Origin of the sequence: Streptomyces sp. NPDC088910 (assembly GCF_044749865.1) — a bacterium.
Classification (GTDB): Bacteria; Actinomycetota; Actinomycetes; order Streptomycetales; family Streptomycetaceae; genus Actinacidiphila.
This window is the reverse complement of the sequence record NZ_JBIVIV010000007.1, coordinates 255,072-278,468: the sequence shown is the minus strand read 5'-3', so window position 1 is coordinate 278,468 and position 23,397 is coordinate 255,072. Positions and strand designations below refer to the sequence as shown.

The following is a 23,397-nucleotide window of genomic DNA, read 5'->3' as shown; positions in this document are numbered from 1 at the left end:
TTGACCTGCGGCCCCTCAGTATCCCCGTTCGGCCCGCGGGCGGCCCGTGCCCCGTCGGGGATGCGCCCCCGCGCGCTGCCCCGGCACGGGACCTGTGCCCCGTGGGGGCGCGGGGAGAAGAACCGCACGGGGCCGCGGCCCGGAGGACCAGGGCCCGCGCAAGCGCGGGGTCAGCCGTGGTAGTTGGGGGCCTCTACGGTCATCTGGATGTCGTGGGGGTGGGACTCCTTGAGCCCGGCGGCGGTGATGCGGACGAACCGCCCCTTGGACTCCATCTCGGAGACGGCGGCGGCGCCGACGTAGCCCATGGTCTGCCGGAGACCGCCGATGAGCTGGTGGAGGACGGCGGACAGCGGTCCGCGGTACGGCACCTGGCCCTCGATCCCCTCGGGCACGAGCTTGTCGTCGGAGGAGACCTCGGCCTGGAAGTAGCGGTCCTTGGAGTAGGAGCGGCCCTGGCCGCGGGACTGCATCGCGCCGAGCGACCCCATGCCCCGGTAGGACTTGAACTGCTTGCCGTTGATGAAGAGCAGCTCCCCGGGGGACTCCTCGCACCCGGCGAGCAGGCTGCCGAGCATGACGCTGCTGGCGCCCGCGGCGAGCGCCTTGCCGATGTCGCCGCTGTACTGGAGGCCGCCGTCGCCGATGACCGGCACCCCGGCCTCGATGCACGCCTGCGCGGCCTCGTAGATCGCGGTGACCTGCGGGACGCCGATGCCCGCGACGACGCGGGTGGTGCAGATGGAGCCGGGTCCGACGCCGACCTTGACGCCGTCGACACCGGCGTCGATGAGGGCGCGGGCGCCGTCACGGGTGGCGATGTTGCCGCCGACCACGTCGACCCCGCCGACGCTGGACTTGATCTTCGCCATCCAGTTCAGCGCGTTGCTGTTGTGGCCGTGCGAGGTGTCCACGACGAGGAAGTCGACGCCCGCGCCGACCAGCGCCTGGGCGCGGTCCAGCGCCTCGGGGCTGGCGCCGACGGCGGCGCCGACCAGCAGCCGGCCCTCGGAGTCCTTCGCCGCGTTCGGGTACTGCTCGGCCTTGACGAAGTCCTTGACGGTGATGAGCCCGCTGAGCTTGCCGTCGGCGTCGACCAGCGGCAGCTTCTCGATCTTGTGACGGCGCAGCAGCGCCATCGCGTCGACCCCGGAGATCCCGACCTGGCCGGTGACCAGCGGCATCGGGGTCATGACCTCGCGGACCTGGCGGGAGCGGTCGCTCTCGAAGGCCATGTCGCGGTTGGTGACGATGCCGAGCAGCCGCCCGGACGCGTCGGTGACGGGCACGCCGCTGATCCGGAACTTCGCGCAGAGCGCGTCCGCGTCGGCGAGCGTCGCGTCGGGCCTGACGGTGATCGGGTCGGTGACCATGCCGGACTCGGACCGCTTCACCAGGTCGACCTGGTTGACCTGGTCCTCGATCGACAGATTGCGGTGCAGCACGCCGACGCCGCCCTGGCGGGCCATCGCGATGGCCATCCGGGCCTCGGTGACCTTGTCCATGGCGGCGGACAGCAGCGGGATGTTCACCCGGACGTTGCGGGAGATGAGGGAGGAGGTGTCCACCTGGTTGGGCAGCACCTCTGACGCCCCCGGAAGCAGCAGCACATCGTCATAGGTCAGCCCGAGTGTGGCGAACTTCTCAGCTACTCCGTCGGCGTTCAGCGTCATGACACCTTCCCGAATGGTCTTGCCCGGCGAGTTGTTCAATGGTAGTGGCTTCGCCGCTATTCCCATGACGCCCTCGGCCGGGCCCGTACACCCGTACGGTCACCAGGTGTCGGACCGCGCCGTCGCACCCGGGTGCCGGGCCCGGTGCCGGGCCCGCCCGTCCGTTTCCGCGTGTCCTACGCCGAGAGACCCGGCGCGTCCCCGGCGGCGGGCGCCCCCGCCGTCTGTTCCGCGATGGCGCGCAGCCGGCTGAGCGCGCGGTGCTGCGCCACCCGTACGGCCCCCGGCGACATGCCGAGCACCTGGCCGGTCTCCTCGGCGCTCAGCCCGACGGCGACCCGCAGGAGCACCAACTCGCGCAGGTGGTCAGGGAGGTTGTCGAGCAGCTTCTTGGCCCAGGCGGCGTCGCTGTTGAGCAGCGCGCGCTCCTCGGGGCCGAGCGAATCGTCCGGTTTCTCCGGCATCTCGTCGGACGGAACGGCGGTGCTGCCGGGCCCGCGCATGGCGGCCCGTTGCAGATCGGCGACCTTGTGGGCGGCGATGGAGACCACGAAGGCCTCGAACGGCCGCCCCAGGTCGCGGTAGCGGGGCAGGGCGCACAGCACCGCGAGACAGACCTCTTGGGCGAGGTCGTCGACGAAGTGCCGGGCGTCGCCCGGAAGACGGGACAGTTTGGTGCGGCAGTACCGCTCGGCGAGCGGGTGGACATGCGCGAGCAGGTCGTGTGTCGCCTGCTCGTCGCCGTCGACTGCGCGCCGGACAAGGGCACCGATGGCCGGAGTGTCGTCGTCGCGCATCCACCCATGGTGCCTCGCCGCGGCGCGATCCGCGTCATCGCGGCCGTACTTCTGCACCGAAGCGTTATGAGCGGCCGAACCCGACGCTGTCATCTCCGCCATGTGAGGCCCCCGCCGATCCCCGAGGAAGTCCATACGTCAAGCATGCGTCCTCCCCCGGGAAACCGAGGACTTGTGGGCGACTTCGCCGGAACGGCCGCCCTCTCGGGCGTACGACACGACGGCTCAGCGAACCAGGCCCCAGCGGAAGCCGAGCGCCACGGCGTGGGCCCGGTCGGACGCGCCGAGCTTCTTGAACAGCCGCCTGGCGTGCGTCTTCACGGTGTCCTCGGAGAGGAACAGTTCGCGGCCGATCTCGGCGTTGGAGCGTCCGTGGCTCATGCCTTCGAGCACCTGGATCTCGCGGGCGGTGAGGGTGGGCGCGGCGCCCATCTCGGCCGAGCGCAGCCGCCGCGGGGCGAGCCGCCAGGTGGGGTCGGCCAGCGCCTGCGTCACGGTCGCCCGCAGTTCGGCGCGCGAGGCGTCCTTGTGCAGGTAGCCGCGGGCACCGGCGGCGACGGCGAGCGCCACGCCGTCCAGGTCCTCGGCGACCGTGAGCATGATGATCCGGGCGCCGGGGTCGGCCGACAGCAGCCGCCGTACGGTCTCGACGCCGCCGAGGCCGGGCATGCGGACGTCCATCAGGATCAGGTCCGACCGGTCGGCACCCCAGCGGCGGAGGACTTCCTCGCCGTTGGCCGCGGTGGTTACGCGCTCGACACCGGGCACGGTGGCCACCGCGCGGCGCAGGGCCTCTCGGGCGAGCGGGGAGTCGTCGCAGACGAGGACAGAAGTCATGACCGCCCTCCGCAGCTGAACCGCGTCACGTTGTGCCTCCAGGCTGTACGAATGTTCACCGTTGAGGCTGACGGCCTCGGGCACCTGCCCGATTCACTTGTCCGCCAACCGCTTCCGCCAGACTCAACGACCCTCACCCGAAAGAGTTACGAAGTTTGCCGACGGTCATCGGCACTCTACGTGATCATGCGCACACGGATCGCCCAGGCCGCAGGTCAGACGGGTGAGAGAGCCGGTATTTCGGAGGCGGAACGATTCCTCTACGGCCGAGCGGCCCTGCCCGGATGCTGCCGAACGGGTGTTATGCCAGATTTTTCACTGTTTGGACGCTCTTTCGCGCCTTGTGGGCTATTCGCCACTAGATTGGCGATGAGTCATATTTACATCTACTACGACAGTAGATGTACGGTCGAGACGCTGACTCTTCACGGCCTCCCAGACCGACACACACCCTCCGAGGGGATAAGCAATGGCAGACTTCTCCCGCCTTCCCGGCCCCAACGCCGACCTCTGGGACTGGCAGCTCGTGGCCGCCTGCCGAGGCGTCGACAGCTCGCTCTTCTTCCACCCCGAGGGCGAGCGGGGCGCCGCCCGGAGCGCGCGCGAGGCCTCCGCCAAGGAGGTGTGCATGCGCTGTCCCGTACGGGCCGAATGCGCCACCCACGCCCTCGCCGTCCGCGAGCCCTACGGGGTCTGGGGCGGCCTCACCGAGGACGAGCGCGAGGCGATGATGGGCCGCTCGCGGTCGCGGATGCCCTCGGCGGACGCCGAGGCGGCCCGCTCCGAGCGCGAGCCGTCGGACGTGCGCGACGCGACCGACCTGCATGACGCCGACCTGGACGACGCCGGCCTGCACGACTCTGACCTGCACGACGCTGACCTGCACGACGCCGACCTGCACGACGCCGACCTGCACGACGCGTCCGACATCCGCGACGCGTCCCACGTGTGAGCGCGCTTCCGCGAGACGCCAGCAGAATCGTTCCTGCACTCCCGGCGCCGTCGGCACTCCCGGTTCCGTCGGCCCCGTCGGCCGCGTCGGCTCCGTCCGCCCTGCCGCGTACGGCACGCGCGGCGCGCCGCCCGCCGGGCCCGGCTGACGGGCGACCGGTGCCCTGAGATCAGCGGGCCGCCGCCTGCGCGAGGCGGCCGAGCATCATGTCCACCGCCGGGACGTTCGCCAGATCGGGCAGCGTGAGGGCCACCACCTCGCGCTGCACGGCCGGACGCACCTCCACCACGGCGACGCCCTTGGGACGTACCGACTCCAGCGCCAGCTCCGGCAGCACCGCGACCCCGAGACCGGCCGCCACCAGGCCGACCACCGCCGGGTAGTCGTCGGTCGCGAAGTCGATCCGCGGGGTGAACCCGGCCCGCTCGCACACCTCCACGAGGTGGCGGCGGCAGCGCGCGCACCCCGCGATCCACTGCTCCTGCTCCAGCTCCGCGATCTCCACCGGGCGCCCGCCGACGGCGAGCGCGTGCCCCTCCGGGACGACGCCGACCAGCCGGTCGGTGAGCAGCGGGCGCACGACGAGGTCGTCCCACGACTCCTCGGCCGGGGTCGGCAGATCCACGTAGCGGAACGCCAGGGTGATGTCGCAGTCGCCCGCGCGCAGCATCTCCACCGAGCGCGGCGGCTCGGCCTCCTCCAGCGACACCTTCGTGCCCGGGTACTGCGCGCGCATCGCCGCGACCGCGCCCGGCACCAGCGTGGAGCTGCCCGAGGGGAACGAGGTGAGGCGTACGCGTCCGGCCCGCAGCCCCGCGATCGCCGCGACCTCCTCCTCGGCCGCCGTCAGCCCGGCCAGGATGCCGACGGCGTGCCTGACCAGCACGTCACCCGCCTCCGTCAGCCGGGTCTCGCGGGCGCCGCGGACCAGCAGCGGGGTGCCCGCGGAGTGCTCCAGCGCCTTCATCTGCTGGCTGACGGCGGGCTGGGTGCAGCCCAGTTCGCGGGCCGCCGCGGAGAACGAACCGGTGCGGGCGACGGCCCGCAGCACCCGGAGATGACGTGCCTCGATCATCCGCCCACCATAAGCGGAACTTAGGGATACCCGACAGATATCGGTAATGGACTTTGAGGCGGGCCCGCGCCACGCTGAGGAGCCATGGACGCCATCGCATTCGGCAGCACAGGCAGCGGTACGGGCAGCGGTACGGGCGCGGGCAACGGTACGGGCAGCGGTACGAGCGCGGGCAGCGGTACGGGCGCGGGCGCCAGCGGCGCCTCGGGGGGCGACCTCGCCGCGGACCGCCTCATCCGTGCCGAGTATCCGGACCTCGACCCCGCCGCGCCCTACCTCAACACCGCCACCGTCGGGCTGCTCCCGGCCCGCACCGCGGCGGCGCTGCGCGGGGCCGTCGACGAGTGGGCGGCGGGCCGCCCCGACACCGACGCCTTCGAGGCGGCCGTCGTCTCGGCGCGCGCCGCCTACGCCCGGATCGTCGGGGTGGCGGTGGAGCGGGTGGCGCTGGCCAGCACGGTCGCCGAGAGCGTCGGGCTGATCGCGGCGCGGCTGCCGCCCGGCGCCGAAGTGGTCGTCGCCGACCGGGACTTCAGCTCCCTCGTGCAGCCCTTCGCCGCCCGCGAGGACCTGGACCTGCGGATCGTGCCGCTGGACGCGCTCGCCGACGCGGTGCGGCCGGGCACCGCGCTGGTCGCCGTCAGCGCCGTGCAGTCCGCCGACGGCCGGGTCGCCGACCTGCCCGCGGTCCGCGCCGCCGCCGCGGCCCACGGCGCCCGTACGCTCCTGGACGGCACCCAGTCCGTCGGCTGGCTCCCGCTGTGCGCCGACGACTACGACTACGTGGTCTGCCACGCCTACAAGTGGCTGCTCAGCCCGCACGGCGCCTGCTTCCTGACCGTGCGCGCGGGCGCCGAGCCGACCCTCTCCCCCGGCTTCGCGGGCTGGTACGCCGCCGACGACCCCTGGGAGTGGTGCTACGGCCCCGTCACCCGGCTGGCCCCCGGCGCCCGCCGCTTCGACGCCCGCCCCGCCTACCTCCCCCTCGTCGGCGCCGCCGCCTCCCTCTCCCTGATCGAGGAGATCGGCGTCCCCGCGATCCACGCCCACGACACCGCCCTCGCCGCCCGCTTCCGCGACGGCCTCACCGCCCTCGGCCACACCCCCGTCCCCGGCCCCTCCGCCACCGTCACCGTCGCCCTCCCCCCGACCGCCCCCGCCCGCCTCACCGCCGCCGCCGTCCGCTTCTCCACCCCCACCACCTCCCTCCGCTTCGCCTTCCACCTCTACAACACCCCCTCCGACATCGACCACACCCTCGAATCCCTCGCCTGACGCCTCTCCCGGCGGGGCGCGTCGCGGGGGGAAATCGGTTGGGGGTGGGGGGGTGGGCGTGTTGGGATGGGGGGATGGATCGCGCTTATGTACTCGGGTTGTTCGATGCTCAGATGCGGCGGGACGCTCCGCCGGAGGGGGCGGGGACGCGGGTGGAGCGGAGCGGCGGGGTGGTGCGGCAGGTGGGGGCCGCGGTGCACGACTGGAGCGGGGTGCTCTGGTCCGAGCTGGACGAGGACAGCGCGGGCCCCGCGGTCCAGGCGCAGCTCGCGTGGCTGAAGTCGCCCGAGGGGGCGGGCCGGGAGTTCGAGTGGAAGCTCTACTCGCACGACCGGCCGGCCGATCTGGGCGAGCGGCTGCGCGCGGCGGGGTTCGTGCCGGAGGAGCCGGAGACGCTGATGGTCGCGGAGGTCGCGGCGCTGCCCGGCGAGCCCGTCCCGCCGGACGGCGTACGGCTGGTGGAGGTGACCGACGCCGCCGGGGTGGACCTGCTGGCCGCCGTGCACGAGGAGGCGTTCGGTACGGGCGCGGAGCAGCTGCGCGAGCGGCTGCTGGACGCGCTCGCGCAGGCGCCGGACGAGATCGCGCTGGTGCTGGCGATGGCGGGCGACCGGCCGGTCTGCGGGGCCCGCATGGAGATGCCGCCGGGCAAGGACTTCGCGAGCCTGTGGGGCGGCGGGACCGTCGCCGAGTGGCGGGGGCGCGGCGTCTACCGCGCGCTGATCGCCCACCGGGCCCGTATCGCCGCCGCCCGCGGCTACCGCTACCTCCAGGTCGACGCGATGGACGCCAGCCGCCCCATCCTCCAGCGCCTCGGCTTCAGCGCCCTGAGCGTCACCACCCCGTACCTCTACCAGCCCTGAGAGCGGAGGCGCGCCCCGCATGGGACTGCTGCTGAGCGTCAACATCGGCCACCCGCGCCCCAACCCGTGGAAGCGGCTGCCGGCGACCGGTATCGACAAACGGCCGGTCACCGGCCCGGTACGGGTCACCGCGCCGGGTCCGAAGGGGGACGGCGCGGTCGGTCTGGCCGGTGACCGCGCGCACGACGTCAAGCACCACGGCGGCGCCGACCAGGCCGTCTACGCGTACGCCCGCGAAGACCTCGACCACTGGGGCCGCGAGCTGGGCCGTACCTTCGCCAACGGCTTCTTCGGCGAGAATCTGACCACCTCCGGCATCGACGTCAACGCCGCGCTGATCGGCGAGCGCTGGCGGATCGGCGCGCGCGGACCCCTCCTGGAGGTGTCCTGCCCGCGCATCCCGTGCGCGACCTTCGCGGGCTGGCTCGGCGAGAACCGGTGGCTGCGGCGCTTCACCGACGCGGCGCTGCCGGGCCCGTATCTGCGGGTGATCGAGCCGGGCGAGATCCGCGCCGGGGACCCGGTCGAGGCCGTGCACCGGCCGGACCACGAGGTCACCGTCGCGCTGTCCTTCCGGGCCTTCACCACCGAGCCCGAGCTGCTGCCGCTGCTGACCGGCCTCGACGCCCTCCCCCGCGAGGACCGCGACGCGATCCGCCGCCGCCTCGCCCGCGACGCGAAATAGGCTGCCTCCCATGTCCCGAGTGCGCTCCGTGAACGTCGCCCGCCCCCTCGTCGTGCCCTACACCGACGGCGAAGGCGGCCTCACCGGCATCGGGAAGCTCCCGGTGACCGGACCCGTCGCCGTCACGGCGCCCGGACCGCGCGGCGTCGCGGGCGGCGGCCTCGCCGGGGACACCGTCTGCGACCTGCGCTTCCACGGCGGCGACGAACAGGCGGTGTACGCGTACGCCCGCGAGGATCTCGACCGCTGGGAGCGGCGGCTGGGGCGCGAGCTGCCCGACGGCCGCTTCGGCGAGAATCTGACCACCACCGGCATCGACGTCAACGCCGCGCTCATCGGCGAGCGCTGGCGGATCGGCGCCGCGGGGCTCGTCCTCGAAGTGACCTCGCCCCGCATCCCGTGCCGCACCTTCGCCGGGTGGCTGGACGAACGCGGATGGGTCAAGCGGTTCACCCGGGAGGGGCTGCCGGGCCCGTTCCTGCGGGTGATCACACCGGGCGAGGTCCGCGCGGGGGACCCGGTCGAGGTCGTGCACCGGCCGGACCACGAGGTCACCGTCGCCTTCCTCTTCCGGGCGATGACCCTGGAGTCCGAGCTGCTGCCGCGGGTCATGGCCGCGGCCGACACCATGAACCGTACGTATCTGGAGGCGGTCAACAGCCGCTTGAGTCCGGCGCGTTGACGAAGGGTCCGGCGGCGGCCCGTACGCTGCCGGGATGACGACTTCACTGGTCACCGGGGCGACCTCCGGCATCGGAGCGGCCTTCGTACGACGGCTCGCCGCCGACGGACACGCCCTCGTCCTCGTCGCCCGCGACGAACAGCGGCTCGCCGACACCGCGGCCGGGCTGCGCGAGCGGTACGGGGCCGACGTCGAGGTGCTCCCCGCCGACCTCACCACCGACGACGGGATCGCCGCCGTCGAAGCGCGGCTGCGCGACCGGGAACGGCCCGTCGACGTCCTCGTCAACAACGCCGGTTTCGGCAACCACGGCACCTTCCTCGACGCCCCCATGTCCGACGAGCTGCGCATGCTCAAGCTGCACTGCGAGGCCGTGCTGCGCCTCACCGGCGCGGCCGTCGAGACCATGCGTCCGCGGGGGCGCGGGTACGTGATCAACGTCTCGTCCGTCGCGGCCTACATGCCTCGCGGCACGTACGGGGCCAGCAAGGCGTGGATCGTCCACTTCACCGAGGGCGTGGCCGCCGAGACGGCCGGGTCCGGCGTGCGGCTCCTCGCCCTGTGCCCCGGCTTCGTCCGCACCGAATTCCACGCCCGGGCCGGGATGGACGCCTCCCGGCTGCCCTCCTTCGCCTGGCTCGACGCCGATGCCGTGGTCACGGCGGCCCTGCGTGATCTCGCCCGCCGGCGCACTCTCAGCGTGCCCTCCGCCCGCTACAAACTCGCCGTGTCCCTTGCCCGGCACCTTCCTCCCGGCCTCTACGCAGCCGCCTCCACCCGCGCCGGCCGCCGCTTCGACCCCCGTGGGTAAGCCGATCCCTCAGCTCACGCCCCCAGGGCCGCAGCTACGCGCGCGGCGCTGACGCAGGGCCTGTTTTTAGGGGCAACGGGTACGCGCGCCACGCTGGCGCAGGACCTGTTTTTTAGGGGCACGGGTACGCGCGCGGCGCCGACGCAGGGCCTGCTTTTAGGGGCGCGGGGAACTGCGCGACCAGCCCCCACCGGGCTTTCAGCCCGAGAACAACAGCGGCTGCCCCGCTGGGGCCGGTTTTCACGGCGCACCAGCGCCGTGGCTGAGCGCGCAGTTCCCCGCGCCCCTAAAAACACGTGGCCGACGCCCCGGCAAAGGAACCGCCTTGGGGCCGCGCCCCGAAAAAGCCGTGCCTGACGCCCAGCGCAAGGAAACCGCCCCGGGGCCGCGCCCCGAAAAAGATCGGCGTGACGCCCAGGGCAAGGGAGCCGTCCGGGGGGGCGCCGCGGGGAAGGCGGTGTGCCGTCTGTCGGGGAGGCGACGTAGGGCCGGGGCGGGGAAAGGGGGCGGCCCCGGCACCCTCGTGAGGGTGCCGGGGCCGCCCCGGTGGAACCGCCGGACGTCACTCAGTGGGAGTGACCGTGCCCACCGTGCCCCGCGTCAGCGGGCTCCTCTTCCTTCTTCTCCACGACCAGCGTCTCCGTCGTCAGCAGCAGCGACGCGATCGAGGCCGCGTTCTCCAGCGCGGAGCGCGTGACCTTGACCGGGTCGATGACGCCGGCCTTGACGAGGTCGCCGTACTCACCGGAGGCGGCGTTGAAGCCGTGGTTCTTCTCCAGCTCGGCCACCTTGGCGGTGATGACGTAGCCCTCGAGACCGGCGTTCTCGGCGATCCAGCGCAGCGGCTCGACGGCGGCGCGGCGGACGACGGCGACACCGGTCGCCTCGTCACCGGTCTTGCCGAGGTTGCCCTCCAGGACCTTGACGGCGTGGACGAGCGCGGAGCCGCCGCCGGAGACGATGCCTTCCTCGACCGCGGCGCGGGTCGCGGAGATGGCGTCCTCCAGACGGTGCTTCTTCTCCTTGAGCTCGACCTCGGTGGCCGCGCCGACCTTGATGACGCAGACGCCGCCGGCGAGCTTGGCCAGGCGCTCCTGGAGCTTCTCGCGGTCCCAGTCCGAGTCGGTGGTGCCGATCTCGGCCTTGATCTGGTTGACGCGGCCCTCGATCTCGGCCTTGTCACCGGCGCCGTCGACGATCGTGGTGTCGTCCTTGGTGACGGTGATGCGGCGGGCGGTGCCGAGCAGGTCGAGACCGGCCTGGTCGAGCTTGAGGCCGACCTCCTCGGCGATGACCGTGGCGCCGGTCAGCGTCGCGATGTCGCCCAGCATGGCCTTGCGGCGGTCACCGAAGCCGGGCGCCTTGACGGCGACGGCGTTGAACGTGCCGCGGATCTTGTTGACGACCAGGGTCGACAGGGCCTCGCCCTCGACGTCCTCGGCGATGATCAGCAGCGGCTTGGACGCGCCGGACTGGATGACCTTCTCCAGCAGCGGCAGCAGGTCCTGGATCGAGGAGATCTTGCCCTGGTGGATGAGGACGTAGGGGTCGTCGAGGACCGCTTCCATCCGCTCCTGGTCGGTGACGAAGTACGGCGACAGGTAGCCCTTGTCGAACGCCATGCCCTCGGTGAAGTCCAGCTCCAGGCCGAAGGTGTTGGACTCCTCGACGGTGATGACACCGTCCTTGCCGACCTTGTCCATCGCCTCGGCGATCAGGTCGCCGACCTGCTTGTCCTGCGCGGACAGCGCGGCGACGGCGGCGATGTCCTCCTTGCCCTCGATCGCGCGGGCGGTGGCGAGCAGCTCCTCGGACACGGCCTTGACGGCGGCGTCGATGCCCTTCTTCAGGGCGGCCGGGGAGGCGCCCGCGGCCACGTTGCGCAGGCCCTCGCGGACCAGGGCCTGGGCCAGCACGGTCGCGGTGGTGGTGCCGTCACCCGCGATGTCGTTGGTCTTGGTCGCCACCTCCTTGACGAGCTGGGCGCCCAGGTTCTCGTAGGCGTCCTCCAGCTCCACCTCACGGGCGATGGTCACGCCGTCGTTGGTGATGGTGGGGGCGCCGAACTTCTTGTCGATGACGACGTTGCGGCCCTTGGGACCGATCGTCACCTTCACGGTGTCGGCGAGCTTGTTGACGCCGCGCTCAAGGGCGCGACGGGCGTCCTCGTCGAACTTCAGGGTCTTGGCCATGCCTGTGAACTACCTCGTCTACTCGTCAAATCACGTCGTCAAGGACGGCAGGAGCAGGCAACGAAACCACCCCGGGCGCCCGGTCCGTAGGACGCGGAAACCCGGGGCGGGATCACTGCTGCGGTAAAAGCGGTGCTTACTTCTCGACGATCGCGAGGACGTCGCGAGCCGAGAGGACGAGGTACTCCTCGCCGTTGTACTTCACCTCGGTGCCGCCGTACTTGCTGTAGAGCACGACGTCGCCCACGGAGACGTCGAGCGGCAGGCGGTTGCCGTCCTCGAAGCGGCCCGGACCGACGGCCAGGACGACGCCCTCCTGGGGCTTCTCCTTGGCGGTGTCCGGGATGACCAGGCCGGAGGCCGTGGTCTGCTCGGCATCCAGCGGCTGGACCACGATGCGGTCCTCGAGCGGCTTGATGGCAACCTTGGTGCTGGCGGTCGTCACGATCCGACCTCCCCCTTCAAAGGGCTCACGGAAGAGTGTCTGTCTGGGTCGGCGACCTGGTAGGCCCGTCGTCGCGGGTGCCGGACCTGCCCGTCGCTGAGTGCTGGCACTCAGCGGTGCCGAGTGCCAGAACCGAGACTAGGACGCGCTTAGCACTCGGTCAAGCGGAGTGCCAGGCGACGCCCTCCAAAGGGGTACCCCTCGGGGGTACCAGGCCCCGTCGTCCGGCGCATGGCGGGCGGGGACAATGGCCGGGTGGACCTCCAAGGATTTGCCGGGCTGCTGTCCGGCGACGGACAGGCGCTGCTCGCGGAGTTGCGGGAGCACAGCCCCGCCGACGAGCTGGCGGCGGCCACCCGGCTGCGGCGCACGTACGACGCCGGGCTGGTGTCGGCGGCGCTGGGGCAGGCGCGGCTGCGGCAGCGGGCCGTGGCGAAATTCGGCGAGGAGGACGCGTACCGGATGTACTTCACGCCGAACGGCGTGGAGCAGTCCACTCGGAAGAGTGTCGCGACGCACCGCGCGGAGCGCTTCAGGGCGCTCGGCGTGCGGCGGCTGGCGGATCTGTGCGGGGGCATCGGCGGGGACGCCCTCGCGCTGGCGCGGGCCGGGATCGAGGTGCTGGCCGTGGACCGGGACCCGTTGGCGTGCGCGGCGGCGCGGGCGAACGCGGCGGCGCTGGGCCTGGCCGACCTGATCGAGGTGCGCTGCGCGGACGTGACGGAGGTGGACACCGCCGGGTTCGACGCGGTGTTCGTGGACCCGGCGCGCCGGACCGGCGGACCGGGCGGGGCCGCGCGCGGCACGTCGATGAGGGGTGGCGGCCGGGCGACGGGCGGGCGGACCTTCGACCCCGAGGCGTACGCGCCGCCGCTGTCCTGGGCGTTGGCCGCGGCACGTGCGGTGCCGTTCGCCGCGGTGAAGGTCGCGCCCGGCATTCCGCACGAGGCGGTGCCGCCGGAGGCCGAGGCGGAGTGGGTCTCGGACCGCGGTGACGTGAAGGAGGCGGCGCTGTGGTTCGGCACCGAGCCCGGCGCCGTACGCGCCACGCTGCTGCCCGGCGGGGCCAGTCTGCGCACGGCGGCGCCGCTGCCCGACCCGGAGGTCCGCCCGGTCGGCCGGTATCTGTACGAGCCGGACGGCGCGGTGATCCGCGCGCATCTGGTGGCGGAGGCGGCGGCCCCGCTGGACGGCGGCCTGATCGACGAGACCATCGCGTACGTGACGGCGGACGAGCTGCGGCCGACGCCGTACGCGACGGCGTACGAGATCGGCGATGTGCTGCCGTTCGGGCTGAAGCGGCTCAAGGCGCTGCTGCGGGAGCGCGAGGTCGGCGTGCTGACGGTGAAGAAGCGCGGGTCGGCGGTGGAGCCCGAGGAGGTGCGGCGCCGGGTCAAGCCGCGGGGGCCGCACGCGGCGACCGTGTTCCTGACCCGGGTGGCGGGCGCGCCCTCGATGCTGCTCGGGCGGCCGGTGACCGGGACCTCTCAGACGTAGTCCTCCAACCGGGCCACGGTGAAGCCCTGTTGGGCGATCTGCCGGAGCATGTTCGCGGTCATCTTCGTCATCGACTCGCCCTTGAGCTCACTGGGCCCGCGGAAGTGCGCCAGGATGATGTCGCCGGGGTGGAACATGTGGTCGGGCCGCTGGAACTGCACCTTCTTGATCTGCATCGACTCGCGCCACAGGATGATCGCGCGCAGGCCCCCGCAGGACCGCACGGCCTCCTTGGTGGCGGCGTTGTGGTTGCCGTAGGGCGGGCGGAAGAGGCCGGGCGCGGTGCCGTACTCGTGGGTGAGTTTCGTCTGCTGGCCGCAGATCTCGTGCTTCTGCGCGGCGAGCGACTCGGTGTTCAGGTTGGGGTGGGTCAGGGTGTGGTTCTCGATCGAGTTGCCCAGCGCCTGGAGCGGTTTGAAGAAGCCGTAGTCGTTCTGGATGATCGCGTTCGTCAGGAACATGGTGAAGGGGATCTTCAGGTCCTGCATCATCCGCACGAACTTCGGGTCCTTCTCCGCGCCGTCGTCGAAGGTGACGAAGACGATCTTCCGCGTCGTCGGGACGTCGCTGACCACCGGCAGCAGCCCCTTGCCGCTCTTGACCGGCTTCACCGCGGGCGGCGGGGGCGGGTCCGCGAGCACGGGTATGCCCCACTTGCGGAAGGCGGCGGCGCGCTCGGCCTGCGCGGAGCCGGCCGGCGTGGTGGGCTTCCCGGTGCCGCCCGCGCTCGTGGCCGTGCCCGTCGGCGCGGACGGGCCGGGCGTCGAGGCGGACGTCGAGGTGCTGCCCGAGCAGCCCGCGACGAGCAGCAGGCAGGCCGCCGCCAGCAGCGGGAGAGCGGCCCTGCTGCCGGTACGGCCCGGGCGACCGCCGGGGCGGCGACGGGCGCGGGTGGGGACGGGGGTCAGGGGATCGTGGTGCACACCCTGGCTGATGCGACTTTCAGGCGCCGGGTTCCACCGACACCGAGGTGAAGCGCCAGCGGTGCACCTGGCGGCGCACCAACGTCCCGTCCGGGTCGGGCAGTTCCGGCAGTACGGCGTCGTAGGGCGCGTCCCACCACGTGAGGATGAGCACCCGGTCGTCGGGCGCGGTGAGGAATTCGCGGCGGGTCGGCGTGCCGGGGAGCGTACGGGCCTGCTTCCTGGCCCAGTCGAGGAGGTCGGGGCCGCGGCCTTCTGCGGCGGCGGCCTCCCACATCAGCGTGACGGTCATCCGTACAGGTTGTCCTTGCTCAGCTCGTGCACATGGTCGTGGTCGTGCCCGTGGCCCGGCCCGTGGTCGTGTGCGTGCGGGTGCCCGTGGCCCGGCCCGTGGCCGTGCGGGCCGGGGTGGGTGTGGCCGGGCACCGACACCTCCGTGACCGGCAGCGAGGAGTCGGCGGGCAGGTCGAGGGTGGAGGAGGCCCGGCCGCGCGCGACCATCTCGGCGCCGAGGGCCGCGACCATCGCGCCGTTGTCGGTGCACAGGCCGGGGCGCGGCACCCGCAGCCGGATGCCCGCGTCCTCGCAGCGCTCCAACGCCAGTGACCGCAGGCGGGAGTTGGCGGCGACACCGCCGCCGATCATCAGGTGGTCGACGCCGTTGTCCCGGCAGGCGCGGATCGCCTTGCGGGTCAGCACGTCCACCACGGCCTCCTGGAAGGACGCGGCCACATCGGCGATCGGCACGTCCTGGCCGTCCCTGCGCCGGGCCTCGACCCAGCGGGCCACGGCGGTCTTCAGGCCGGAGAAGGAGAAGTCGTAGACCGGGTCGCGCCCGCCGGTCAGGCCGCGCGGGAAGGCGATGGCCCCGGGGTCGCCCTCGCGGGCGTGCCGGTCGATCGCCGGGCCGCCGGGGAAGCCGAGCCCCAGCACCCTGGCGACCTTGTCGAACGCCTCGCCCGCCGCGTCGTCGATGGTCGCGCCCAACGGCCGTACGTCGCTGGTGATGTCGGGCGCGAGCAGCAGCGACGAGTGCCCGCCGGACACCAGCAGCGCCATCGTCGGCTCGGGCAGCGCGCCGTGTTCGAGCTGGTCGACGCAGATGTGCGAGGCCAGGTGGTTGACGCCGTACAGCGGCTTGCCGAGCGCGTACGCGTACGCCTTCGCAGCCGACACCCCGACCAGCAGCGCGCCCGCGAGCCCGGGGCCCGCCGTGACCGCGATGCCGTCCAGGTCGCTCGCGGCGACCCCGGCGTCCTTCAGCGCGCGCTGGATCGTGGGGACCATCGCCTCCAGGTGCGCGCGGCTGGCCACTTCGGGGACCACACCGCCGTACCGGGCGTGCTCGTCGACGCTGGAGGCGACCGCGTCGGCCAGCAGCGTGTGGCCGCGCACGATGCCGACGCCGGTCTCGTCGCACGAGGTCTCGATGCCGAGGACAAGGGGTTCGTCAGCCATGGATCTCAGTTTCCTGTACGGGTGGGAGGCGGGGCGGCCGGATCGGTTTCGTCGGTCTGCGCGAAGGCGGCGGGGGCGACGGGGGTGGCGGCCGGGTCGGCGAGCCGCATGACGAGGGCGTCCACGTTGCCCGGCTGGTAGTAGCCCTTGCGGAAGCCGATCGGCTCGAAGCCGAAGCGCTGGTAGAGCCGCTGGGCGCGGGTGTTGTCGACCCGTACCTCCAGCAGCACCTCGTGGCACTCGGCGTCGGTGGCGGCGCGCAGCAGCGTGCTGAGCAGCCGGGCGCCGAGCCCGGTGCCCCAGTGGTCGCGGGCGGCGGCGATGGTCTGCACATCACCCGTTCCGGCGATGGCGGCGAGCCCCGCGTAGCCGACGAGCCGTCCCCCGGCGTCCTGCGCGACCACGTAGAAGCGGGTCGCGGCCGGGTGCCGGGCGTCGGCCAGCTCCGACCAGAACATCGCGCGCGACCAGGCGTCCTCGGGGAACAGGTCGTGTTCCAGGGCCAGTACGGCGTCCAGGTCCCACCAGCGCATCTCGCGCAGCGTCACGGCGGTGGCGCTCCCGTGAGCGGCCCCGGTCACTTCGGCAGTACCGCCTTGTACCCGGCGGGCACCTGCGCGTCCGGCCGCCGCAGGTACAGCGGCAGCGGCGGGTCGAAGGGCTCGTCGGCGGCCAGCCGGTACGCGGCCAGCGCCGCGAGCGCGCCCGCCGACTGGTCCTCGGTGCCCTGACGGCGGTCGGTGAAGACCTCCGGGTACAGCGCGGCGCCCGCGCCGACCGACGGCAGGCCGCGTACCGCGTCCGCGATGTCGGCCGGGCGGTCCACGGCGGGCTCGGTGGCGCGGTGCCGCGGGTCGTCGTAGCGCGCCCAGTACACCTCTTTGCGGCGGGCGTCGGTGGCCACGGTGAACGGCCCGTCGAGCCCGGCCGCGCCCGCGGCCCAGGCCAGCCCGTCCAGGGTGCACACGCCGTGCACGGGGACGCCCAGCGCGTCCCCGAAGGACGCGGCCGTCACCAGGCCGACCCGCAGCCCGGTGTACGGTCCCGGGCCGACGCCGACCACGACGCCGGTGACGTGGGCGAGCGTACGGTCGGCGGCGACCAGGACCCGGTCGATCGCGGGCATCAGCAACTCGCCGTGCCGGCGCGCGTCGACGACGGTCGACTCGGCGAGGACCCGCTCCCCGTCGTGCAGGGCGGCGGTGACGGCGGGTGTGGCGGTATCGAAGGCAAGCAGCAGCACGTCCCCAAGGGTACGGCGCGCGCCCGTACGGTCGTGGCCGCGGGCGGCGCGGCTGCTACCGTCAACCGGGAGCATGTGCGAACCCCATCCGGAGGACAACCGTGGCGCGGATCAAGTCGAGCACCCTGGTCTCGGGGCTCACTGCGGCTGCCCTGGTCGTCATCGCCGTGCTCGCCGCGCAGGCGGCGGGCTCCGCGCCCGACCAGCCGCCGCAGGCCAGGCCCTCCACCTCGGCCGTGAAGTCGCCCAGCACGAAGCCGACGCCGAAGACGTATCCGCTGCCCGCCGCCTCCGGCACCGGCAGGCGCGTGGTCTACAGCATCTCCGCCAAGCGGGTGTGGCTGGTCGGTGACGCGGAGAAGGTCGACCGCACCTACGCGGTGGTCGCGGGCAATGTGGCGCCGAGCGTGGGGATACACCGCGTCTTCTCGCGGCGCGCCTCCGGCATAGGAGGCGACGGCGCCCAGGTCGAGCACGTGGTGCTCTTCGCGACGACCGACGGGATAAACGTCGGCTTCAGCGCGGCCGCGGACGGGTCGCTGGCGAAGCCTGATCCCTCGAAGCAGACGGCGGCGATCCGCGAGACGCGGCTCGACGGCACGGCGCTGTGGCAGATCGCGACGATCGGCAGCAGTGTTTTCGTCGTGAAGTAGGCGTGCGGTGAAGTAGCCGCGCGGAGTGGCCGCGTCGTGAAGTAGCCGCGTCGTGAAGTAGCCGCGCGTCTCACGCGCCGGTTTCTGCCTCCGGCGCGTCCGTCGTCCTGCCCGTCGCCGTGGTGACCGGCGGGTCCGCCGGCGCGGGCTCCTCGCCGTCGTCCGGCGGGGTCGACAGTGTGCGGGCCGCGGCTCCGGCGGCCAGCAGGGCGCCGACGTTGGGCGGCGGGGTGTCCCGCCGCGGGTCCCGCGTGTCCTGGGTCCGGATCTGGGCCGGCATGTGCGCCTCCCCGAAGAGACGTAGTTAGGGCGCCCTAACCAGGTACCCGCAACCAGCAGACCACGCCCGGCCGCCCTCGCGCAACATCTTGCCGACAGCCTGTCGGAACGGAGGGCGGAGCGGGGGCCGAACGGGGGATCGGAGCGAGGGTCAGGCGCGCAGCGCGGTGAGGTCCTGGCCGGTCCAGCGCGGGCCGACGCCGGTGACGGTCACCTCGCGTACGTCGTCGCCCTCGCCGTCCCCGTCCGCCGGGCCGCCGACCGTACGGGCGATGACGACCTGGAGCCGCGCCTCCGACAGCTCCTCGACCTTGCCGTCGCCCCACTCCACGACGACCACGGACTCGGGGAGCGACACGTCGAGGTCCAGGTCCTCCATCTCGTCCAGGCCGCCGCCCAGGCGGTACGCGTCCACGTGCACCAGCGCGGGACCCGCGGTCAGGGAGGGGTGGACGCGGGCGATCACGAAGGTCGGGGAGGTGACGGCGCCGCGTACGCCCAGACCCTCGCCGAGGCCGCGGGCCAGCGTGGTCTTGCCCGCGCCCAGCTCGCCGCTGAGCAGCACCAGGTCGCCGGGGGCGAGCAGCGCGGCCAGGCGGCGGCCCAGGTCGCGCATCAGGTCGGGGGTGGGGACGGTGATCCCCACGGAGCCCGGTTCGTGCGGTGTCGCGCCGCGCCGCACCGCCTCGTGCTCGGCGGCGTTCTGCGCGGCGGTCTCGTGCGGCGGCGTGGCATCGTGCGGTGTGGCCATGAACGCGAATGTTACGCGTCGGCGGCCGTCGTACGGGTCGACGCCCGCGCCGCCGCCAGGTCGCGCAGCACCTGCGGGACCGGTGCGCGCACCGAGTCCGCGGCCTGCGCGATCAGCAGCGCGAGCGCCGCGTTCACCACCTCGGGGCGCTCCATGATGACCAGGTGCCCCGCGCCCTCCACGATCACCAGTTCGGCGTCCGGCAGCTTCTCGGCGATCTCCGTACTGTGCGCGCTCGGCGTCAACAGGTCCTTGTCCCCCGCCAGTACGAGACCGGGCAGCCCGTCGAGCACCGACAGCGCGTCGCCCTTGTCGTGGTCGGTGAACGCCGGATAGAACTCGGCGACCACGTCGATCGGCGTCGACTCGATCAGCCGCTCGGCGAACCGGCCGACCGCCGGGTCCACGTCGGAGCCGAACGAGTACCGCTTGATGATCCCCGCGAACAGGTCGGCGGTGGCCTGCCGCCCCCGCTCGACCAGATCCGCCTGGCTGCCCAGCGCCCGCAGCACCGCGGGCGCCAGCGCCCGGAACGCCCGCGCGCCCGCGGCGGGCAGCCCCAGCGTCACCGCGGCCAGCTTCCCCGCCGACGTCGAGACGAACGCGACGCCGACGACCCGCTCCTCGACGTACTCGGGGAACTGGTCGGCGAACGCCATCACCGTCATCCCGCCCATCGAGTGCCCGACCAGCACCACCGGGCCCTCGGGCACCGCCGCGTCCAGCACCGCCTTCAGGTCGCGGCCCAGCTGGTCGATGGTGGCGGGCCCGCCCGCCACCTGGTCCCGGCCGCGCTCGCTGCGGCCGTGACTGCGCTGGTCCCAGTACACCGCCCGTACGGTGCCGCGCAGCGCCGCCCGCTGGAAGTGCCAGGAGTCCTGGTTCAGGCAGTACCCGTGCGAGAACACCACCGTCACCGGCTGCGGCGCCTCGGCGCGGCGGCGCAGCCAGCCGCGGCTGCGGCGCGAGGGCGGTGTCTGCGGCTCGGGCTCGGGCGGCGCGACGTCCTCGGTCTCGTAGTACAGCTCCGTACCGTCCTCCGCCGCGACCGTGCCGGGCTGTCCGCGCAGCGTTCCGTACGGGCCCGCCGAGTCCAGCGCCAGCCGGGCGCGGCGGCGCATCCCGCGGCCGACGGTCACCCGCTCGATCGCCACGCCCGCGGCGGCGCCCGCCGCGACCACCCCGATCGCCGCGCCGACCAGCCCTGCCTTCTCCCACTTCACGCCTTCTGGCACGGTGCTCCATCGCTGTCGCCTGCGCCGGGACCGGCGCCTTCCCCCACGTATACCCGCGGGACCCGCGCGCCGATGCGGGTGACGATCTCGTACGCGATCGTGCCGCACGCCCGTGCCCAGTCCTCGGCGGTCGGCTCGCCCTGGTCACCGGGGCCGAACAGCACCGCCTCGTCGCCGGGCTCGGCCGCGTCGCCGCCGAGGTCCACCACGAACTGGTCCATCGCGACCCGGCCCGCGACCGTCCGCCACTTGCCCGCGACCAGCACCGGGCCCGTGCCCGAGGCGTGCCGCGGCACGCCGTCCGCGTAGCCCAGCGGCACCAGCGCCAACGTCGTCTCGCCCGGCGTCACGTACTTGTGCCCGTAGCTCACCCCGTGGCCGCCCGGCACCCGCTTCACCGATGCCAGGCGGCCGACGACCGTCATCACCGGCCGCAGCCCGAAGTCCGCGGAACCGCCGATCTCGGGCACCGGCGAGATGCCGTACATCGCCACGCCCGGCCGCACCAGGTCGAAGTGCGCCTCCGGGAGCGTCAGGGTGCCCGGCGAATTCGCGAGGTGCCGCACCTCGGGGGTGAGGCCCGCCGCCTCGGCCTGCGCCAGGGCCTCCTTGAAGACGTTCAGCTCCCGCTCGATGGAGGGGTGGCCCGGTTCGTCGGCGCAGCTGAAGTGCGCCCACACTCCTGTCACCCGGATGAGGCCGTCGCGCTCGGCCGCGCGGGCCCGTGCGACCAGTTCGGGCCACTGGGCGGGCTGGGCGCCGTTGCGGCCGAGGCCCGCGTCGATCTTGAGCTGCACCCTGGCCGGGCGGCCGGCCGCCTCGGCCGCCGCCGTGGCTTCGCGGAGCGCCCACATCGCGCTCACCGTCACGTCGATGTCGGCTTCGACGCACTCCTGCCAGGGCCCTCCGGGGGTCCACAGCCAGCACAGGGTGCGGGCCTTCAGGCCCGCTGCCCGCAGGGTCAGGGCTTCCTCGGGGGTGGCCACGCCGAGCCAGGTCGCTCCGGCCTCGACGGCCGCCTTGGCGCACGGGACCATTCCGTGGCCGTAGGCGTCGGCCTTCACGACGGCCATGAACGCGGCCGTGGGTGCCTTTGCGCGCAGCGCTCTCACGTTTGCTCGCAGCGCGGTCAGGTCCACTTGTGCCCAGCCGCGCATCCGCTTCTCGTCCATTGCGGTCAGTGTCTCAGGTCGGGTGCTGGGCGTGTCTTTCCCGCCCGCCCGCCCGCCCACCCGTGCGGGTGTTTGTTCGTCTGCGGGTGCCGCTTGTGCCTGGGTCGGTGCCGGTCCGGGGCACCTCCTCGGGCGACGAACGTGCCCGCACTTCGATGACGTCCAGCCCCTTTCCGTTCGTCCCCCTGCGGGGGCACCCCGGCCCGTCCCCTCCCGGTACGTCGGCGTCCGCCTGCCGGTGGGGGTGGCCGGGGAAGGGGGTGGGTGGGCTCGGGTGCGTCGGCGGCCGACGGTCCGGTGGGGGTGGGCGGAGGGGGGTGGGTGGGGGCACGGGTACGTCGGCGGCCGACGGTCCGCTGTGGTGGCGGAGGGGGTGGGTGGGCTGGTGGCGTACGGCTACGGGTGCCCGTCAGTGGGGCCGGGCGGGGCAGGGGTCGCAGGGGCCGTTCGTGATCCGCCGGACAGGCGCTAGGTGGGGAGGCGGAGGCCGTTGTAGAGGAGTGAGGCGATGCGTACGGCGTCGTCCTGCCAGCCTTCGGAGCGCAGGCCGCAGATGCCGCCGAGGGCGCGGAGGAGGAGGCGGCCGCTGACGTCCTCGCGGATGAGGCCGGCGGCGGCGCCGGCGGTGAGGAGGTGGTCCAGGGCACGGGCCATCTCGGCGCGGGTGTCGTCGAAGACGGGCGAGTCGGTCGCCATGATGCTCTCCAGCACTTCGCCCATGCCGCGGCCGACCGCCGCGTGCTCCACGAGCAGCAGGAGGAAGGCGCGCAGGGCTTCGTCGGGGGCGTGCTGGGCGAGCAGCCGGGAGGGGGCCGCGCAGAGGTCGGCGACCTCTTGGCGGTACACGTCGGCGACAAGGGCTTCGCGGGTGTCGAAGTGGCGGTACAGCGTGCCGACGGCCACACCGGCACGGCGGGCGATCTCCTCGACGTGGGCGTCGTCGTCGGAGAGGAGTGCTTCGCGCGCGGCGGCGAGGAGCGCTTCGCGGTTGCGGCGGGCGTCGGCGCGCAACGGGCGTGGTGACGGCAACAGTCCCCCATAAGGTGAATCGGACTCCGCTTGTGTACAGTTTCCGGAGTCGGGTTCACTTTACTGGGGAGAACGTCCGTGCCGATCGAGAACGAGGGGCTTGACGGCCTGCGTGTGCTGGTGACCGGCGGCAGCCGAGGGCTCGGGGAGGCGACGGCCCGCCGCTTCGCCGCCGCGGGCGCCACGGTGCTGACGGCCTCGCGCACCGCGCCGCCGGACGACCTGGACGCCGCCTTCATCCCGGCCGACCTGCGGTCCGAGGAGGGGGTGCGGGAGCTGGGGCAGCGCGTGCTGGACAGCGTCGGAGGCGTTGACGTCCTGGTGAACAACGCGGGAGCCGCGACCGGGCCGATGCCGACTCTGGAGCGGTCCGACGCGTCGTGGCTCGCCGACCTGGAGATGAATCTGCTCAGCGCGGTCCGGCTCGACCGGGCGTTGGTTCCGGGGATGGTCGAGCGCGGCTCGGGCGTCGTGGTGCACGTCTCGTCCATCGCCAGCCACCTCCCCCAGCCCGCCGAGGCGTCGTACGCCGCGTCGAAGGCGGCGCTCAACGCCTACAGCCGCGAACTGGCGACGGCAGTGGGCGGCCACGGCGTACGCGTGGTGTGCGTGCTGCCGGGCTTCGTCGTCACCGAGGGAGCCGCCGGCCACCTCCGGCGGATGGCCGACAGTGAGGGCATCGGCGTCGACGACGTCACGCAGCGGATCGTGGAGCACCTGAAGCTGCCGATGGGACGGCCCGGCGAACCCGAGGACGTCGCCGAGATGATCGCGTTCCTCGCGTCCGACCGCGCCAAATGGCTCACCGGCGCCCAGTTCAGGGTCGACGGCGGCATCATCCCCACCGTCTGAGCCCCAGCGATTCCGAGG

Annotated in this window: 25 protein-coding genes and 1 pseudogene; 10 read left to right on the top strand and 16 right to left on the bottom strand. The window is 73.2% G+C overall.

The window, feature by feature from the left end:
• Positions 1-170 precede the first annotated feature (170 nt).
• From guaB to ACIP4Z_RS18660, 3 genes are all read right to left on the bottom strand, one after another.
• A complete protein-coding gene (gene guaB / locus ACIP4Z_RS18670) occupies positions 171-1,673 on the bottom strand; it encodes an IMP dehydrogenase (RefSeq protein WP_355336799.1) in 1,503 nt (500 codons plus the stop codon).
• A 176-nt stretch (positions 1,674-1,849) separates the two neighbouring features.
• A complete protein-coding gene (locus ACIP4Z_RS18665; protein ID WP_355336798.1) occupies positions 1,850-2,470 on the bottom strand; it encodes a sigma-70 family RNA polymerase sigma factor in 621 nt (206 codons plus the stop codon).
• Between the two features lie 225 nt (positions 2,471-2,695).
• Positions 2,696-3,307: a response regulator transcription factor gene (locus ACIP4Z_RS18660; RefSeq protein ID WP_003948568.1), complete on the bottom strand. Its 612-nt coding sequence runs from the start codon at positions 3,305-3,307 to the stop codon at positions 2,696-2,698.
• Positions 3,308-3,776: 469 nt separating this feature from the next.
• On the opposite strand from ACIP4Z_RS18660, the pseudogene ACIP4Z_RS18655 reads away from it, so the two are divergent.
• Positions 3,777-4,085, top strand: a pseudogene (locus ACIP4Z_RS18655) (WhiB family transcriptional regulator); the annotation flags it as partial.
• Positions 4,059-4,259 (top strand): pentapeptide repeat-containing protein, encoded by a 201-nt coding sequence (locus tag ACIP4Z_RS18650; protein WP_401309509.1) that lies wholly within the window; start codon positions 4,059-4,061, stop codon positions 4,257-4,259. The pseudogene ACIP4Z_RS18655 and the gene ACIP4Z_RS18650, both read left to right, overlap by 27 nt.
• A gap of 169 nt (positions 4,260-4,428) precedes the next feature.
• Here ACIP4Z_RS18650 and ACIP4Z_RS18645 read toward each other — a convergent pair whose 3' ends face one another.
• On the bottom strand, positions 4,429-5,334 hold the full coding sequence (locus ACIP4Z_RS18645; protein ID WP_401309282.1) for a LysR family transcriptional regulator: 906 nt from the start codon (positions 5,332-5,334) through the stop codon (positions 4,429-4,431).
• A gap of 84 nt (positions 5,335-5,418) precedes the next feature.
• Between ACIP4Z_RS18645 and ACIP4Z_RS18640 the strand changes: the two genes are divergently transcribed.
• From ACIP4Z_RS18640 to ACIP4Z_RS18620, 5 genes are all read left to right on the top strand, one after another.
• Positions 5,419-6,609, top strand: a complete 1,191-nt coding sequence (locus ACIP4Z_RS18640) for an aminotransferase class V-fold PLP-dependent enzyme (protein WP_401309279.1) — start codon at positions 5,419-5,421, stop codon at positions 6,607-6,609.
• 74 nt (positions 6,610-6,683) lie between these two features.
• On the top strand, positions 6,684-7,472 hold the full coding sequence (locus ACIP4Z_RS18635) for a GNAT family N-acetyltransferase (protein ID WP_401309275.1): 789 nt from the start codon (positions 6,684-6,686) through the stop codon (positions 7,470-7,472).
• Between the two features lie 19 nt (positions 7,473-7,491).
• Positions 7,492-8,157 (top strand): MOSC domain-containing protein, encoded by a 666-nt coding sequence (locus ACIP4Z_RS18630; protein WP_401309272.1) that lies wholly within the window; start codon positions 7,492-7,494, stop codon positions 8,155-8,157.
• A gap of 10 nt (positions 8,158-8,167) precedes the next feature.
• Positions 8,168-8,839: an MOSC domain-containing protein gene (locus tag ACIP4Z_RS18625; protein WP_401309269.1), complete on the top strand. Its 672-nt coding sequence runs from the start codon at positions 8,168-8,170 to the stop codon at positions 8,837-8,839.
• A 34-nt stretch (positions 8,840-8,873) separates the two neighbouring features.
• A complete protein-coding gene (locus ACIP4Z_RS18620; RefSeq protein WP_401309266.1) occupies positions 8,874-9,650 on the top strand; it encodes an SDR family NAD(P)-dependent oxidoreductase in 777 nt (258 codons plus the stop codon).
• Between the two features lie 566 nt (positions 9,651-10,216).
• Here the strand turns inward: ACIP4Z_RS18620 and groL are convergent.
• Both groL and groES read right to left on the bottom strand, forming a co-directional pair.
• Complete coding sequence (gene groL / locus ACIP4Z_RS18615; RefSeq protein WP_355336791.1) at positions 10,217-11,842, bottom strand: chaperonin GroEL; 1,626 nt, start codon at positions 11,840-11,842, stop codon at positions 10,217-10,219.
• Between the two features lie 136 nt (positions 11,843-11,978).
• Complete coding sequence (gene groES / locus ACIP4Z_RS18610) at positions 11,979-12,287, bottom strand: co-chaperone GroES (protein ID WP_093740451.1); 309 nt, start codon at positions 12,285-12,287, stop codon at positions 11,979-11,981.
• Positions 12,288-12,518: 231 nt separating this feature from the next.
• Between groES and ACIP4Z_RS18605 the strand changes: the two genes are divergently transcribed.
• Positions 12,519-13,784 (top strand): THUMP-like domain-containing protein, encoded by a 1,266-nt coding sequence (locus ACIP4Z_RS18605; protein ID WP_391163416.1) that lies wholly within the window; start codon positions 12,519-12,521, stop codon positions 13,782-13,784.
• Here ACIP4Z_RS18605 and ACIP4Z_RS18600 read toward each other — a convergent pair.
• Genes ACIP4Z_RS18600 through tsaB form a run of 5 tightly spaced genes read right to left on the bottom strand, consistent with a single transcriptional unit; the run spans position 13,775 to position 17,408 of the window.
• Positions 13,775-14,707, bottom strand: coding sequence for a polysaccharide deacetylase family protein (locus ACIP4Z_RS18600; protein WP_401309261.1), 933 nt, complete (start codon positions 14,705-14,707; stop codon positions 13,775-13,777). The two genes, ACIP4Z_RS18605 and ACIP4Z_RS18600, sit on opposite strands and share 10 nt — an antisense overlap.
• A 19-nt stretch (positions 14,708-14,726) precedes the next feature.
• Positions 14,727-14,999: a hypothetical protein gene (locus tag ACIP4Z_RS18595; RefSeq protein WP_391050434.1), complete on the bottom strand. Its 273-nt coding sequence runs from the start codon at positions 14,997-14,999 to the stop codon at positions 14,727-14,729.
• Positions 14,996-16,165, bottom strand: coding sequence for a tRNA (adenosine(37)-N6)-threonylcarbamoyltransferase complex transferase subunit TsaD (tsaD, locus tag ACIP4Z_RS18590; RefSeq protein ID WP_401309258.1), 1,170 nt, complete (start codon positions 16,163-16,165; stop codon positions 14,996-14,998). The genes ACIP4Z_RS18595 and tsaD overlap by 4 nt, the downstream gene beginning before the upstream one ends.
• Positions 16,166-16,170: 5 nt before the next feature.
• A complete protein-coding gene (gene rimI / locus ACIP4Z_RS18585) occupies positions 16,171-16,698 on the bottom strand; it encodes a ribosomal protein S18-alanine N-acetyltransferase (protein ID WP_401309506.1) in 528 nt (175 codons plus the stop codon).
• A 44-nt stretch (positions 16,699-16,742) separates the two neighbouring features.
• Positions 16,743-17,408 carry a tRNA (adenosine(37)-N6)-threonylcarbamoyltransferase complex dimerization subunit type 1 TsaB gene (gene tsaB / locus ACIP4Z_RS18580; RefSeq protein WP_355336786.1) on the bottom strand — a complete coding sequence of 222 codons (666 nt, stop codon included), beginning with the start codon at positions 17,406-17,408 and terminating at the stop codon, positions 16,743-16,745.
• Between the two features lie 101 nt (positions 17,409-17,509).
• Here tsaB and ACIP4Z_RS18575 point away from each other — a divergent pair, with 101 nt between their 5' ends.
• The gene (locus tag ACIP4Z_RS18575) at positions 17,510-18,061 is read left to right on the top strand and encodes a hypothetical protein (protein ID WP_355336785.1); all 552 of its coding nucleotides are present in this window, start codon (positions 17,510-17,512) and stop codon (positions 18,059-18,061) included.
• A gap of 70 nt (positions 18,062-18,131) precedes the next feature.
• On the opposite strand, the gene ACIP4Z_RS18570 is transcribed toward ACIP4Z_RS18575, so the two are convergent.
• The 5 genes from ACIP4Z_RS18570 to ACIP4Z_RS18550 form a co-directional block, all read right to left on the bottom strand.
• On the bottom strand, positions 18,132-18,341 hold the full coding sequence (locus ACIP4Z_RS18570; RefSeq protein ID WP_355336784.1) for a hypothetical protein: 210 nt from the start codon (positions 18,339-18,341) through the stop codon (positions 18,132-18,134).
• Between the two features lie 150 nt (positions 18,342-18,491).
• The gene (gene tsaE / locus ACIP4Z_RS18565) at positions 18,492-19,091 is read right to left on the bottom strand and encodes a tRNA (adenosine(37)-N6)-threonylcarbamoyltransferase complex ATPase subunit type 1 TsaE (protein ID WP_391163421.1); all 600 of its coding nucleotides are present in this window, start codon (positions 19,089-19,091) and stop codon (positions 18,492-18,494) included.
• An 11-nt stretch (positions 19,092-19,102) separates the two neighbouring features.
• Entirely contained in the window at positions 19,103-20,326 is a 1,224-nt protein-coding gene (locus ACIP4Z_RS18560) for an alpha/beta hydrolase (RefSeq protein WP_355336783.1), read from the bottom strand.
• Positions 20,311-21,498, bottom strand: a complete 1,188-nt coding sequence (alr, locus tag ACIP4Z_RS18555) for an alanine racemase (protein WP_401309252.1) — start codon at positions 21,496-21,498, stop codon at positions 20,311-20,313. The genes ACIP4Z_RS18560 and alr overlap by 16 nt, the downstream gene beginning before the upstream one ends.
• 468 nt (positions 21,499-21,966) lie before the next feature.
• On the bottom strand, positions 21,967-22,527 hold the full coding sequence (locus ACIP4Z_RS18550; protein WP_355350359.1) for a TetR/AcrR family transcriptional regulator: 561 nt from the start codon (positions 22,525-22,527) through the stop codon (positions 21,967-21,969).
• A gap of 78 nt (positions 22,528-22,605) precedes the next feature.
• Between ACIP4Z_RS18550 and ACIP4Z_RS18545 the strand changes: the two genes are divergently transcribed.
• Entirely contained in the window at positions 22,606-23,379 is a 774-nt protein-coding gene (locus ACIP4Z_RS18545) for an SDR family oxidoreductase (protein WP_401309249.1), read from the top strand.
• The last annotated feature ends 18 nt before the right edge of the window (positions 23,380-23,397 follow it).